Origin of the sequence: Pigmentiphaga litoralis (genome assembly GCF_013408655.1) — a bacterium.
Lineage (GTDB): Bacteria > Pseudomonadota > Gammaproteobacteria > Burkholderiales > Burkholderiaceae_B > Pigmentiphaga > Pigmentiphaga litoralis_A.
Map to the genome: position 1 here is coordinate 111,836 of NZ_JACCBP010000003.1, position 13,002 is coordinate 124,837.

Annotated in this window: 13 protein-coding genes; 8 read left to right on the plus strand and 5 right to left on the minus strand. The window is 64.5% G+C overall.

Annotation, left to right across the window (positions count from 1 at the left end; genetic code table 11):
* The first annotated feature begins 39 nt into the window (after positions 1 to 39).
* From HD883_RS25045 to HD883_RS25070, 6 genes are all read left to right on the plus strand, one after another.
* On the plus strand, positions 40 to 963 hold the full coding sequence (locus tag HD883_RS25045; RefSeq protein ID WP_179590566.1) for a histone deacetylase family protein: 924 nt from the start codon (positions 40 to 42) through the stop codon (positions 961 to 963).
* A 164-nt stretch (positions 964 to 1,127) separates the two neighbouring features.
* Positions 1,128 to 1,877: an electron transfer flavoprotein subunit beta/FixA family protein gene (locus tag HD883_RS25050; RefSeq protein ID WP_179590564.1), complete on the plus strand. Its 750-nt coding sequence runs from the start codon at positions 1,128 to 1,130 to the stop codon at positions 1,875 to 1,877.
* Between the two features lie 5 nt (positions 1,878 to 1,882).
* A complete protein-coding gene (locus tag HD883_RS25055) occupies positions 1,883 to 2,818 on the plus strand; it encodes an electron transfer flavoprotein subunit alpha/FixB family protein (protein WP_179590562.1) in 936 nt (311 codons plus the stop codon).
* Positions 2,819 to 2,944: 126 nt separating this feature from the next.
* On the plus strand, positions 2,945 to 4,771 hold the full coding sequence (locus HD883_RS25060) for an acyl-CoA dehydrogenase (protein WP_179590560.1): 1,827 nt from the start codon (positions 2,945 to 2,947) through the stop codon (positions 4,769 to 4,771).
* Positions 4,772 to 4,773: 2 nt separating this feature from the next.
* A complete protein-coding gene (gene arsC / locus HD883_RS25065; protein WP_179590558.1) occupies positions 4,774 to 5,166 on the plus strand; it encodes an arsenate reductase (glutaredoxin) in 393 nt (130 codons plus the stop codon).
* Between the two features lie 83 nt (positions 5,167 to 5,249).
* Entirely contained in the window at positions 5,250 to 7,076 is a 1,827-nt protein-coding gene (locus tag HD883_RS25070) for an alkaline phosphatase D family protein (protein ID WP_257022687.1), read from the plus strand.
* A gap of 13 nt (positions 7,077 to 7,089) precedes the next feature.
* Here the strand turns inward: HD883_RS25070 and cysW are convergent, their stop codons facing one another.
* Genes cysW through HD883_RS25090 form a run of 4 tightly spaced genes read right to left on the minus strand, consistent with a single transcriptional unit; the run spans position 7,090 to position 10,484 of the window.
* Positions 7,090 to 7,935 carry a sulfate ABC transporter permease subunit CysW gene (gene cysW, locus HD883_RS25075; protein WP_179590554.1) on the minus strand — a complete coding sequence of 282 codons (846 nt, stop codon included), beginning with the start codon at positions 7,933 to 7,935 and terminating at the stop codon, positions 7,090 to 7,092.
* Between the two features lie 2 nt (positions 7,936 to 7,937).
* Positions 7,938 to 8,783, minus strand: coding sequence for a sulfate ABC transporter permease subunit CysT (gene cysT, locus HD883_RS25080; protein ID WP_179590552.1), 846 nt, complete (start codon positions 8,781 to 8,783; stop codon positions 7,938 to 7,940).
* A 39-nt stretch (positions 8,784 to 8,822) separates the two neighbouring features.
* On the minus strand, positions 8,823 to 9,830 hold the full coding sequence (gene cysP, locus HD883_RS25085; RefSeq protein ID WP_179590550.1) for a thiosulfate ABC transporter substrate-binding protein CysP: 1,008 nt from the start codon (positions 9,828 to 9,830) through the stop codon (positions 8,823 to 8,825).
* A 45-nt stretch (positions 9,831 to 9,875) separates the two neighbouring features.
* Entirely contained in the window at positions 9,876 to 10,484 is a 609-nt protein-coding gene (locus HD883_RS25090) for an RBBP9/YdeN family alpha/beta hydrolase (protein WP_179590548.1), read from the minus strand.
* Between the two features lie 243 nt (positions 10,485 to 10,727).
* On the opposite strand from HD883_RS25090, the gene HD883_RS25095 reads away from it, so the two are divergent.
* Positions 10,728 to 11,369 (plus strand): peroxiredoxin, encoded by a 642-nt coding sequence (locus HD883_RS25095; RefSeq protein ID WP_179590546.1) that lies wholly within the window; start codon positions 10,728 to 10,730, stop codon positions 11,367 to 11,369.
* A 97-nt stretch (positions 11,370 to 11,466) separates the two neighbouring features.
* A complete protein-coding gene (locus HD883_RS25100; RefSeq protein ID WP_179590544.1) occupies positions 11,467 to 11,871 on the plus strand; it encodes a DoxX family protein in 405 nt (134 codons plus the stop codon).
* A gap of 132 nt (positions 11,872 to 12,003) precedes the next feature.
* Here the strand turns inward: HD883_RS25100 and HD883_RS25105 are convergent, their stop codons facing one another.
* Entirely contained in the window at positions 12,004 to 12,999 is a 996-nt protein-coding gene (locus tag HD883_RS25105) for a CysB family HTH-type transcriptional regulator (RefSeq protein WP_179590542.1), read from the minus strand.
* Positions 13,000 to 13,002: the final 3 nt, after the last annotated feature.

Genomic DNA, 13,002 nt, shown 5'->3' on the forward strand with positions numbered 1-13,002 from the left:
GTGTCAGCCACGGTTGCAAGTCGGAGACCCTTTTCACGCATGGCCACGCTGTTTTTTACCCACCCCGAATGCCGCTTGCACGAAATGGGCGAATGGCACCCCGAAACGCCGCTACGCCTGGACGCCATCACGGATCAGCTGCTTGCGTCCGGCGTGCTGCCCTATCTGGACGAACGCGAAGCACCCGCCGCGCCCCAAGAGGCGTTGTTGCGTGTGCACACACCTGCTTACCTGGCCGAACTCGCCCGCCGCTCGCCGGCCGAAGGCTATGCCGAGATCGATCCCGATACCTCATTGAACCCGCACACCCACGCCGCGGCGCTGCATGCGGCCGGCGCGGGCATTGCCGCGGTCGATGCGGTCATGGCGGGCGAATCGGATACTGCCTTCTGCTCGGTGCGTCCGCCGGGGCACCATGCGTGTCCGGACCGGGCCATGGGCTTTTGTTTCCTGAGCAATATCGCCGTGGCCGCCCGCCATGCGCTGGACCATCATGGTCTGGAGCGGGTGGCCGTGATCGACTTTGACGTGCACCACGGCAACGGGACCGAGGCCGCGCTGAGCAACGATCCGCGCATCCTGATGTGTGGCTTCTTCCAGCATCCCTTCTATCCGCATAGCGGGGCCGACCATCCGGCGCCGAACATGCTGAACCAGCCCGTCCCGGCCTACACGACCGGCGGGGCGATCCGCGACCTGGTGGAAACCGTCTGGCTGCCGCGCCTGCATGCCTTCAAGCCGCAACTGATCCTGATTTCCGCCGGGTTCGATGCGCACCGCGAAGACGATCTGGGCCAGATGGGCCTGGTGGAAGCGGACTTTGCGTGGATGACGACGCAGATGGTGGCCGTGGCGCAGGCGCACGCCCAGGGCCGCGTCGTCAGCAGCCTGGAAGGCGGCTACAACCTGTCGGCGCTAGGCCGCAGTGTGACCGCGCACATCAAGGCGCTGGCGGGCATCTGATCCGTTCGGCGGACCCGCGCGGCCAGGATGCCGACCCTTCTGCCGGGCCGTATCCCCCCTTCAGGATCGTCCTGGCAAATGGCGGCATAATAAAGGGCTGATAAAGATTCCTTTGGTAATCCCCCGGGCAGTTGCAGCCGGGGCCCAACTCGAGAGGCCGCTTCATGAAGGTGCTGGTGCCAGTCAAGCGTGTGGTTGACTACAACGTCAAGGTACGCGTCAAGTCCGATCAATCGGGCGTGGACATCGCGAACGTCAAGATGTCGATGAACCCGTTCGACGAGATCGCCGTCGAAGAGGCCACGCGCCTCAAGGAAAAAGGCGTGGCGACCGAAGTCGTGGCCGTGTCTTGCGGCGTGACGCAAAGCCAGGAAACGCTGCGGACGGCGATGGCCATCGGCGCCGACCGCGCGATCCTGGTCGAATCCACCGTCGAACTGCAGCCGCTGGCCGTGGCCAAGCTGCTCAAGGCGCTGGTCGACAAGGAACAGCCGCAGCTGGTGATCCTGGGCAAGCAGGCGATCGACGACGATTCGAACCAGACCGGCCAGATGCTGGCCGCGCTGCTGGGCTGGCCGCAAGCCACGTTCGCCAGCAAGGTCGAAGTCGCCGACGGCAAGGCCACGGTCACCCGCGAAGTCGACGGCGGCCTGGAAACCTTGTCATTGACGCTGCCGGCCGTGGTCACGACCGACCTGCGCCTGAATGAGCCGCGTTATGTCACGCTGCCCAACATCATGAAGGCCAAGAAGAAGCCGCTGGAAACCGTCAAGCCGGAAGACCTGGGCGTGGACGTGGCGCCGCGCCTGAAGACACTCAAGGTGTCCGAGCCGCCTGCGCGCCAGGCCGGTGTCAAGGTGGCCGACGTCGCGACGTTGGTCGACAAGCTCAAGAACGAAGCCAAGGTGGTATGACAATCATGACAACGCTCGTCATTGCAGAACACGATAACGCCAGCCTCAAGCCCGCCACGCTGAACGCCGTCACGGCCGCCGCGAAGATTGGCGGCGACATCCATGTGCTGATTGCCGGTTCCGGCGCGCAAGCCGCGGCCGACGCCGCTGCGCAAGTGGCCGGTGTGACCAAGGTCCTGCTGGCTGACGCCCCCGCGTTTGCCGAAGGCCTGGCCGAAAACGTGGCCGAGCAGGTGCTGGCCGTGGCCGGTGGCAACCAGTACAGCCACCTGCTGTTCACCGCCACGGCCTACGGCAAGAACATTGCCCCGCGCGTGGCGGCCAAGCTGGATGTGGCCCAGGTGTCCGACATCATTGCCGTCGAATCGCCTGATACCTTCCAGCGACCGATCTACGCCGGCAACGCGATCGCCACGGTGCAGTCGGCCGACCCGGTCAAGGTCATTACCGTCCGGACCACCGCGTTCGACGGCGCTGCCGCCACGGGCGGGTCGGGCACGGTCGAAACCCTGTCGGCCGTGGGCGATGCCGGCAAGGCCGCCTTTGTCGGCCGCGAAGTCGCAAAAAGCGATCGTCCGGAACTGACCGCCGCCAAGGCCGTGGTCTCGGGTGGCCGCGGCATGGGCAACGCCGACAACTTCAAGCTGCTCGAGCCGCTGGCCGACAAGCTGGGCGCCGCCATGGGCGCATCGCGCGCCGCGGTGGACGCAGGCTACGCGCCGAACGACTGGCAGGTCGGCCAGACCGGCAAGATCGTTGCGCCGCAGCTGTATGTTGCCATCGGCATTTCGGGCGCCATCCAGCACCTGGCCGGCATGAAGGATTCCAAGGTGATCGTGGCGATCAACAAGGATGCCGAAGCGCCGATCTTTGGCGTGGCCGACTACGGTCTGGTGGCTGACCTGTTCACGGCGGTGCCGGAACTGGTCCAGGCGCTGTAATCGTCGCAGGGCAATCCGGGCAACCGGACTGCCAGCACCCCGCAGTCCCCGCCGCCGGCCCCCTTCATGGGCCGGCGTGTTTGTTTTCAGCGCGCTGTTTCACCCCCTGCCGGGCGGAGGATACCCATGGCTTTTGTCGCACCCCTACGAGACATCCGCTTTGTTCTCAATGAGCTTGCGGGGCTGGACAAGGTACGGCAGCTGCCCGGCGGCGACGATATCGCGCCCGAGATCGTCGATGCCGTCCTTGAAGAAAACGCGCGGCTGCTGCAGGACGCGGTCGCGCCGCTGAATCATGCCGCCGACCGCCAGCCCGCCACGCTGGCCGATGGCGTGGTCACCACATCCCCCGGTTTCAAGGCCGCCTTTCGCGAGTTCGTGACCGGCGGCTGGCAGGGGCTGTCCCATCCCACGGAATTCGGCGGGCAGGGCCTGCCCAAGCTGCTGGCGACCCCCTGCGTCGAAAACCTGAACGCGGCCAGCCTGTCGTTCGGCCTGTGCCCGCTGCTGACCGATGGCGCGATCGAAGTGCTGCTGACGGCGGGTACGCCCGCACAGCGCGCCCTGTACGTGCCCAAGCTGGTGGACGGCACGTGGACCGGCACCATGAACCTGACGGAGCCGCAGGCCGGATCCGATCTGTCGCAGGTGCGCACGCGGGCCGTGCCCCAGGGCGACGGCACCTATCGCCTGTTCGGGCAAAAAATCTACATCACGTATGGCGAGCATGACCTGGCCGAGAACATCGTGCACATGGTCCTGGCGCGCCTGCCGGACGCGCCGGAAGGCGTAAAGGGCATCTCGCTGTTCATGGTGCCCAAGTTCCTGGTCAATGACGACGGTTCGCTGGGCGCGCGCAACGACGTGTGGTGCGCATCGCTCGAACACAAGCTGGGCATCAAGGCCAGCCCGACGGCCGTGCTGCTGTACGGTGACAACCAGGGCGACGTGGGCGCCGGCGCCCTTGGCACCCTGATCGGGACGGAACATCGCGGCCTGGAAACCATGTTCATCATGATGAACGCGGCGCGATTTGCGGTAGGCGTGCAGGGCGTGGCGATTGCCGAGCGCGCCATGCAGCAGGCCGTGGCCTACGCACGCGACCGGGTGCAAAGCCGCGCAGTGGAAGGGTCCGCCGGCCCGGTCGCGATCGTGCATCACCCCGACGTGCGCCGCAACCTGATGACGATGCGGGCGCTGACGCAGGCGTCGCGCGCCGTGGCCTATGTGGCCGCGGGCGCATTCGATTTTGCGCATCGTCATCCGGATGCCGACGTGCGCCAGAAGAACCAGGCCTTTCACGAGTACATGGTGCCGATCGTGAAGGGCTTTGCCACCGAGATGGCCAACGAGGTCACGTCGGTGGGCGTGCAGGTGCACGGCGGCATGGGTTTCATCGAAGAGACGGGCGCCGCGCAGCACTATCGAGACGCCCGCATCCTGGCGATCTATGAAGGCACCACCGCCATCCAGGCCAATGACCTGGTCGGCCGCAAGACGGCGCGCGACCAGGGCGCGGTGGCCCGCGGGGTGATCGCCGCCATGCGCGAGACCCATGACGCCTTGCTGTCGACGCCGGCCACCTCGGTCGCCGGCGCCGGCCTGGCCGACCTGAGCGATATCGCCCACTTCCTTGCCACCGGCATTGCCGATCTGGAAGCCTGCGTGGACTACGTGGTCGCGCAGACCAAGGCGCAGCCGCGCGAAGTGCATGCCGGCAGCGTGCCCTACCTGATGCTGTCCGGCTATGTGCATGGCGGCTGGCAGATGGCGCGTGCCGCCGCGGTCTGCCGCGACCGCATGGCCGCCGGGGATCTGGAACCCTTCCTTACCGGCAAGCTGGCGACGGCCCGCTTCTATTGCTCTAACATCCTGCCTCGCGCCAGTGCTCTTCGCACGGCGATTCTTGACGGCAGCGCCGATGTGCTCGCCCTCGACCCGGACCAATTCTGATCATGCAACCCACCATCTATCACAACCCGGCTTGCGGCACGTCGCGGGCCACGCTCGCGCTGCTGGAATCGTTGGGCTACGAGCCGACTGTTATCGAGTACCTGAAGACGCCGCCGTCGCGCGACACCCTGGCCGGGCTGGCTCGACAGGCCGGTGTGGACGTCCGTGACCTGGTCCGCCAGAAAGAGTCGTTGTATGTCGAAATGGGCCTGAATGATCCGGCGGTGACCGACGAACAGTTGCTGGATGCCATGGTGGACAATCCCATCCTGATCAATCGCCCGATCGTATCGACCAAGCTGGGCGTGCGCCTGTGCCGCCCGTCCGAACTCGTGCGCGAGATCCTGCCCCCGCCGGAAGAGACGCCCGTCAACACGATCCACACGGAAGGCTGACCGCCCGCCTTCGCACCGCCCGCCTTCATCCTGCTGTCACGCAGCGCGCCCACACTCCCGAGACTTCATTTTCGGGAATGGCCATGGCCGACTCCACTGCTTTGTCACGCCGTCGTTTCTTCCGGCGTGTGGCCGCTGGCACCGCCTCGGTGTCGGCCACGCTCGGTCTGGCTGCCTGTGGGGGCGGCGACGACGCCGATCCCGCCGTCGGCTTCACGCATGGGGTGGCCAGCGGCGACCCGCTGTCCAGCCGCCTGGTGATCTGGACCCGCGCCGTGCCCGAAGGCAATGGCGACGGCGACGTGACGGTCGACTGGCAGGTTGCGACCGATGACGCCTTTGCCACTGTCGTCAAGTCCGGATCGGCCACCACCAACGCATCGCGTGACTTTACCGTCAAGGTCGATGTGGATGGCCTGTCGCCTGCCACCGTCTACCGCTACCGCTTCCGCAAGGGCAACCGTACGTCGCCAACCGGCAAGGGCAAGACGCTGCCCGTAGGCAAGGTCGATGCCGTCCGCCTGGCCGTGCTGTCGTGTTCCAACTACCCGGCCGGTTACTTCCATGTGTATGCCGAAGTCGCCAAACGCACGGACCTGGACGCGGCCATCCACCTGGGCGACTACATCTACGAATACGCCAGCACGGGTTATGCTTCGGAAAAGGCCGCCGCCCTGGGCCGCGTATCGGACCCGGCCAACGAGATCGTGGCGCTGGCCGACTACCGCCGTCGCTATGCGCAATACCGCAGCGATCCGGACCTGCAGAAAGCCCATGCCGCCATGGCCTTCATCACCGTGTGGGATGATCACGAAATCGCCAACGACACGTGGACCGACGGCGCCGAAAACCACCAGCCTGCCACGGAAGGCGACTTCGCACTGCGCAAGGCTGCGGCCATGCGGGCGTACCACGAGTGGCTGCCCACCCGCGAACAAAGCCCGCTCAACAAGATCTACCGCAGCTTCGACTTTGGCGAGCTGTTGTCCTTGCACATGCTGGACACCCGCGTGATCGCCCGGAACAAGCAGCTCGACTACAGCACCTACTTTCCGGCCTTGCTGGGCAATCCCGATCCCGTGGCGGGCGTGCAGGCTTTTCTGGCGCAGTTTGCCGGTGATGTGTCCAAGTCCGATCGCCAGTTGCTGGGCACGGAGCAGACCACGTGGCTGCAGCAGCGCATGGCGGCGTCCAAAGCCACCTGGCAGGTGCTCGGCCAGCAGGTGCTGATGGGCGCGGTGCAGATTCCGTTGCCGGTGTTGCTGGGGCTGCTGCAAGGCGCCGGGCAACTCGGCAACGTGCAGATCCCGGCTGCCATCAAGCTGGACCCCGCCGCCTATCTGACCCTGCTGGGCCGGCAGGCCGCCGGCGATCCGACCCTGACCGCCGCGCAAAAGGCCTTGCTGTCTTTGCCGTCGATTCCGTACAACCTGGATTCGTGGGACGGCTACTGGGCCGCGCGCGAAACGGTGTACGAGATCGCGCGTGCGCTGGACAAGAACCTGGTGGTGCTGGCGGGCGACACGCACAACGCGTGGTCCAGCGACTTGCGCGTGGGCGCGGGCAGCTTTGCCGGAACGGCGGTGGGGGTGGAGTTTGCCACGTCATCTGTCACGTCGCCGGGCTTCGAGGAATACCTGGGCGCCGGCTTTCCGGCTGACCAGCTGGCCTTTGCGTTGACGTCGTTGGCCAACCTGAACACCCTGGGCGCAGGCGCCCGGCTGGCCGGGTCGCTCAAGTACGCCGAAACCGCGAAGCGCGGCTATCTGGTCATGACAGTAACCGCCACCGAAGCGCGATCCGACTGGTACGTGGTGGACACGGTGCAGGTCAAGACCTACCAGGCGTCCTTGAACAAAAGCCTGCGCGCCTTGCCCGGAGCGGCGAACCGCAAGCTGGTCGCGGTCTAGCGCATACCGCGGTTCAATGCCGCACACCCAACCGTGCGGCGGGACCTTGCTCCCGCCGGCTTTGCGACCACTCCATGACCGTCTTCAGCACCAGGGTCAGCAGCGCCATGCACGCCAGCAACCCTGCCGCCGTAAACGCACCCACCGTCTTGTAGTCATCGTTCAGTTGTTCCACCAGCAGCGGCAGATTCACCGTCTGCCCGCGGATCGCACCGGACACCACCGACACCGCGCCAAATTCCCCCACCGCGCGCGCGTTGGTGATCACGACGCCATACAGCAGCGCCCATTTGATATTGGGCAGCGTCACGCGGCGGAAGATCTGCCAGCCGCCCGCACCCAAGGTCAGCGCGGCCTGTTCTTCGTCGCTGCCTTGCGCCTGCATCAGCGGGATCAGGATGCGGGCAACGAATGGCGAGGTCACAAAGATCGTGACCATCACGATGCCGGGCCACGCAAACATGAGCTGGATATCGTGCGCCGAGAACCACGCGCCCAATGCGCTTTCACTGCCATAGATCACCAGATAGCACAGGCCGGCGACCACGGGCGACGTGGCATACGGAATGTCGATTAGCGTGACCAGCAGCTTGCGTCCCCGAAATTCATAGTGCGTCACGCACCAGGCCAGCAGGATGCCGAACACCAGATTGACCGGAACGGTAATGGCCGCGGTGAACAGGGTGAGCTGGATGGCGTGAACCATGTCGGGGTCCGCCAGGTTCGTCGCCACCGCCGCCCACCCGGCGCTGAACGCCTTGGCAAAGATGATGACGAGCGGAAGGATCAGCAGCACCACGACGCAGACCAGGCCTGCCGCCACCAATGACCATTGTTGCCAACCACGAGGTTTCTGCATGGCTAGCCCCTGCGTTGCCAGGAAAGGAAACGGCCTTGCAGCAGCTGCAGCGTGAACAGCAGCACCAGCGAGGCCAAGAGCACCACCGACGCGATCGCAGCTGCCGACGGGTAATTGAATTCGGCCAGCCGCACGAAGATCATGAGTGACGTGACTTCGGTTTCGAACGGCATGTTGCCCGCGATCAGGATCACCGCGCCGAATTCACCCAGGCTGCGGATGAAGGCTTGCGACGCACCCGTCACCAGGGCCGGCACCAGCGACGGCAGAATCACGCGCCAGAAGGTCTGCGCGCGGGTCGCCCCCAGCGTATGCGCGGCCTCTTCGTATTCGGGGCCGACGTCCTGCAGCACGGGCTGCACGGCGCGCACCACGAAGGGCAGGCTGGTAAAGATCATGGCGATCACGATGCCCGGAAAGGCATACGCGATCTTGATGTCGAACATCGCAAAGTATTGGCCGATCCACCCATTGGCGGCGAACAGCGCGGCCATGGTCAGGCCGGCCACGGCGGTCGGCAACGCGAAGGGCAGGTCGACCAATGTATCGACCAGCTTGCGTCCCGGAAAGTCATAGCGGGTGATGATCCAGGCCAGCAGCAGCCCGACCCCGGTCACGACGATCGTCGAGTACATAGCGGCCAACGCGGTCACCTTGTAGCTGGCGACCACGCGGGGGTCGGATATCGCGCCCCAGAATTCCTGCCACGACATGCCGCTGGTATAGATGAACAGCGCCGACAGCGGCAGCAAAATGACCAGGCTCAAAAACAACACGCTCAGACCGAAGCTGAGCGTGAATCCCGGCAGCGTGGGATGCCGGGTAAAAAACAGGGTTGATCGGGGCACCAGGTGTCCTATTACTCGTCGGGCGTCGAAGTCCCGAGGTTATCGTCCCTGAGCGAGCAACTGGTCGAGAATGCCGTTCGAACCGAAGTGGGTCTTGGTGATGTTGTCCCACGAACCGAACAGCTCTTCTGCGCGAAGCAGCTTGACGGCGGGGAACTGGCTTGCCGTCGCCTTCACGACCTCAGGGTTGTGGACACGATAATAAAACGTCGTGAGCTGCGTTTGGGCTTCCTTGGTGTAAAGATAGTTCAGGTAGGCCGTTGCTTCCTTGCGGGTGCCCTTGGCGTCGACCACCTTGTCGACCACGGCCACCGGGAATTCGGCCAGGATGCTGACCGGCGGCACGACCACTTCGTAGCCCGCGCTCTTGAACTCGTTCTTGATGTTGTTCACTTCCGATTCGAAGCTCAACAGCACGTCTCCTTGCGCGCGTTCGGCAAAGCTGACCGTGGCGCCGCGGCCACCGGTATCGAACACGGCCACGTTCTTGAGCAGCTTGCCCACGAAGGCCTTGGTCTTGGCGTCGTCACCCTTGGTCTGCTGGTTGGCGTAGAGCCAGGCCGCCAGATAGGTGTAGCGCGCGTTGCCCGACGTTTTGGGATTCGGGAAGACCAGCTTCACGTCGTCGCGCACCAGGTCGTCCCACGACTTGATGTTCTTGGGATTGCCCTTGCGCACCAAAAACGCGATGGTGCTGTAGAAGGGCGAGCTGTTGTTGGCGAACTTCTTTTGCCAATCCTTGGCCAGCAGATTGCGGTCGGCCAAAAAGTCGACATCGGTCACCTGGTTGAAGGTGACCACGTCGGCCTTCAGACCCTGGACGATGGCCTGCGCCTGACGCGACGAGCCGCCATGCGACTGATTGATGACCAGGGTCTCGCCCGACTCGGCCTTGTAGGCCGCGATGAACTTGGGATTGACGGCTTCGAACAATTCGCGCGCCACATCATAGGAACTGTTGAGCAGGGTTTTGTCCTGGGCATGCGCCGCGCCGCCGGCAAAGGCGGCCACGGTAACGGCGCTCAACGCGATGAATTTCTTGAACATGAACTCGGGTTCCTTGATGGACTGCGAAAAAAATGAAGAGAGAGATCAGTGCGAGCCCAGCGGCGGCACATGGCCGGCCAGCGGGGGCGTGCGACAGACCGCCACGGGCACGCGCCAGCGCGCGCGCCGGCGCAAGGCTGCCAGCAATTTCAGGCCTTGGGGCCAGTCGCCATAGCCTGACGCCACGTTGATGTGCCCGGCGTCTTCCAGCACTTCAAGCCGGCTGCCCCACGCATCGGCAAAGCGGCGCGCGCGGTCCAGCGAGCAATACGGGTCGTTGGTGCTGGCCACCACTACGCTTGGGTAGGGCAGGGTGTGCAGGGGCACCGGGCGGAAGCTGTGCAGCGTGTCGGGCGCATTGGGTCGTTCCACGTCGGCTGGGGCCACCAGCAGCGCACCCGCCACCTTGTCGCGGATGCCCAGCGGCAGATGCGCCACCGTCATGCAGCCCAGGCTGTGGGCAATCAGCAGCGGCGGGCGGTTCGACGCTTCGATCGCCGCCGACAGTTCCGCCACCCAGTCGGCCAGCCGCGGCGTTTCCCAGTCGGCCTGTACCACGCGGCTGGCGCGCGGCAAGCAGGCTTCCCAGGCGCTTTGCCAGTGCTCGGGGCCGGAATTGCGCCAGCCAGGGACGATCAGGGGTTGTAGACGCATGGGGTGCATCATCCCTGCAGTCTTCATTACTTGGAACGAAGATTTAATGTTTTGTTAATTACTATAAGTTCTATAGGGCGATGCCCCTTGCAGGCCGCCAAATCGCACCGGCCGGCCTTTGCCTGGCATATCGATATGTGCAAGTATTGGTTCGCCGGCGCGCGTCCAGCCTCCAGAATGGTCGGCTGCGACTGCCCCGCTGCAACGGCATTACCGATACAAAACCATTACGTGGAGAACACCATGTCGACATTACGCCTAGGCGACACCGCCCCCGACTTCGAGCAGGACTCATCCAAGGGCCGCATCAAGTTCCATGAGTACCTTGGCGACAGCTGGGGTGTGCTGTTTTCGCACCCGGCCGACTTCACCCCCGTCTGCACGACTGAACTGGGCTACACGTCCAAGCTGGCGCAGGAATTTGCCAAGCGCAATGTGAAGGTGCTGGCCCTGTCCGTGGACGAAGCCGCGTCGCACCAGAAGTGGATCGGCGACATCAACGAAACCCAGAACACCACCGTGGACTTCCCGATCCTGGCCGACGCCGATCGCAAGGTCGCCACGCTGTACGACATGATCCATCCGAACGCCAGCGCCACCGCCACGGTACGCTCGGTCTTCGTGATCGACCCGGCCAAGAAGGTCCGCCTGACCATCACCTACCCGGCCAGCACCGGCCGCAACTTTGACGAAATCCTGCGGGTGATCGATTCGCTGCAGCTGACCGATCAGTACAGCGTGGCCACACCGGTCAACTGGAAAGATGGCGAAGACGTGATCATCCTGCCCTCGATCCAGGACCCGGAAGTCATCAAGTCCAAGTTCCCCAAGGGCCATACGGTCGTCAAGCCTTACCTGCGCACGACGCCGCAACCCAACAAGTAAGGCCCCAACCGGGTCCATGGCAGAGCAACTCTCGACGGCTGGGCATTGTCCTGATAGGGTCACGGTCTCGTCCAACTCGATCACTAGGGATCTGCTGATGAACAACACCGACGACCTCGGCAAACTGATTTTGCGCCTGACGCTGGGCATCCTGATTCTGCTGCACGGAATCAACAAGGTATTCAACGGCGTCGGTGGCGCCGAGGGCATGCTGGCGTCACATGGCCTGCCGGCCTTCGTGGCGTACGGCGCGTATGTGGGCGAGGTGCTTGCGCCGATCCTGCTGATCCTGGGCATCTACGCCCGTGTTGGGGGCGTGCTGGTCGTCATCAACATGTTGTTCGCACTTTTCCTGGCGCACATGGGCCAGTTCGGCACGATCACCAAGACCGGCGGCTGGGCCCTGGAACTGCAGGCCTTCTTCCTGTTCACGGGTCTGGCCATCGCCTTCCTGGGTGCAGGCCGCTACAGCATCGGTGGCAAGACGGGCAAGTTCAACTAAGGCCGCATCGAAGCGGCAGGGTTGAAGTCATGGATGGACGGCCTGGCCGTCTGCCCGGGTAAAACAAAAGCCGGCGTTCGCAAGAACGCCGGCTTTGTCATTGGCGCCGCCTGATGGAGTCGATGGGCCCGCTCACGCCTGGGCAGACGCGGCGATCGATCGGAGCGGGCCGGCCGGGGTAAAGGTGGCGTCGTGGGATTCGAGCGGGTCGCCGCCGCCGGTCCCGAGCAGCGACTGCCGGCTCAGGTGGGGCGCGAACATCTCGATGAACGACAGCGCAAAGTTGCGCAGGTAGGCACCCTTGCGAATCGCAACCCGGGTCATGTTGGACGCGAACAAGTGTTCGGCCGACACCGCCACCAGCTTGCGGTCTTCTTCCGGATCGTAGGCCACCGATGCAATGATCCCGACGCCCAGGCCCGCGGCCACGTAGGTCTTGATCACGTCGGCGTCCATCGCGGTCAGCACGATGTCAGGCGTCAGGTCGGCGTGCGCAAAGGCCTCGTCAATACGCGACCGGCCGGTCAGGCCAGTGTCATAGGTAATGACGGGATGGTCGGTCAACTCATCCAGGGTCAGGCGCGCGACACTTGCCAGCGGATGGCCATGGGGCACGACCACGACGTGGCTCCAGCGGTAGCCTGCGAACGAGCGCAGCCGGGTGTCGTTGGCCAGGCTTTCGGTGGCGATGCCGATGTCGGCCTCGCCCGCGGCGACCCATTCGGCAATGTGCGTGGGCGATCCTTGCTGCAGGTTGAGCCGCACGTGTGGAAAGCGCTGCCGGAATGCCTGCACCACGACCGGCAAGGCATAACGTGCCTGGGTGTGGGTTGTCGCCAGCGTGAGCCGGCCCAGGTCGCGTGACGAGAATTCCTGTGCGGCGCGCTTCAGGTTTTCCTGTTCGATCAGCAGCCTTTCGATGATCTTGATCACTTCCTTGCCGGGTTCCGTCAGGCCGGTCAGGCGTTTGCCGGCACGGTCGAACAGGGTAATGCCCAGTTCATCTTCCAGTTCCCGTATCTGCCGGCTGACACCGGGCTGGGACGTGAACAAGGTATTGGCCACCTCGGTCAGATTGAAGTCACGGCGCAAGGCCTCCCGTACCGAACGCAGTTGCTGGAAATTCACGCT

Bases quoted from the DNA above. Each gene is read 5' to 3' on its own strand.
- arsC (WP_179590558.1), top strand. From the start codon at position 4,774: ATGCAACCCACCATCTATCACAACCCGGCTTGCGGCACGTCGCGGGCC.
- cysP (WP_179590550.1), bottom strand. From the start codon at position 9,830: ATGTTCAAGAAATTCATCGCGTTGAGCGCCGTTACCGTGGCCGCCTTT.
- HD883_RS25055 (WP_179590562.1), top strand. From the start codon at position 1,883: ATGACAACGCTCGTCATTGCAGAACACGATAACGCCAGCCTCAAGCCC.
- HD883_RS25100 (WP_179590544.1), top strand. From the start codon at position 11,467: ATGAACAACACCGACGACCTCGGCAAACTGATTTTGCGCCTGACGCTG.
- HD883_RS25060 (WP_179590560.1), top strand. From the start codon at position 2,945: ATGGCTTTTGTCGCACCCCTACGAGACATCCGCTTTGTTCTCAATGAG.
- HD883_RS25070 (WP_257022687.1), top strand. From the start codon at position 5,250: ATGGCCGACTCCACTGCTTTGTCACGCCGTCGTTTCTTCCGGCGTGTG.
- HD883_RS25045 (WP_179590566.1), top strand. From the start codon at position 40: ATGGCCACGCTGTTTTTTACCCACCCCGAATGCCGCTTGCACGAAATG.
- HD883_RS25050 (WP_179590564.1), top strand. From the start codon at position 1,128: ATGAAGGTGCTGGTGCCAGTCAAGCGTGTGGTTGACTACAACGTCAAG.
- HD883_RS25090 (WP_179590548.1), bottom strand. From the start codon at position 10,484: ATGCGTCTACAACCCCTGATCGTCCCTGGCTGGCGCAATTCCGGCCCC.
- HD883_RS25095 (WP_179590546.1), top strand. From the start codon at position 10,728: ATGTCGACATTACGCCTAGGCGACACCGCCCCCGACTTCGAGCAGGAC.
- cysW (WP_179590554.1), bottom strand. From the start codon at position 7,935: ATGCAGAAACCTCGTGGTTGGCAACAATGGTCATTGGTGGCGGCAGGC.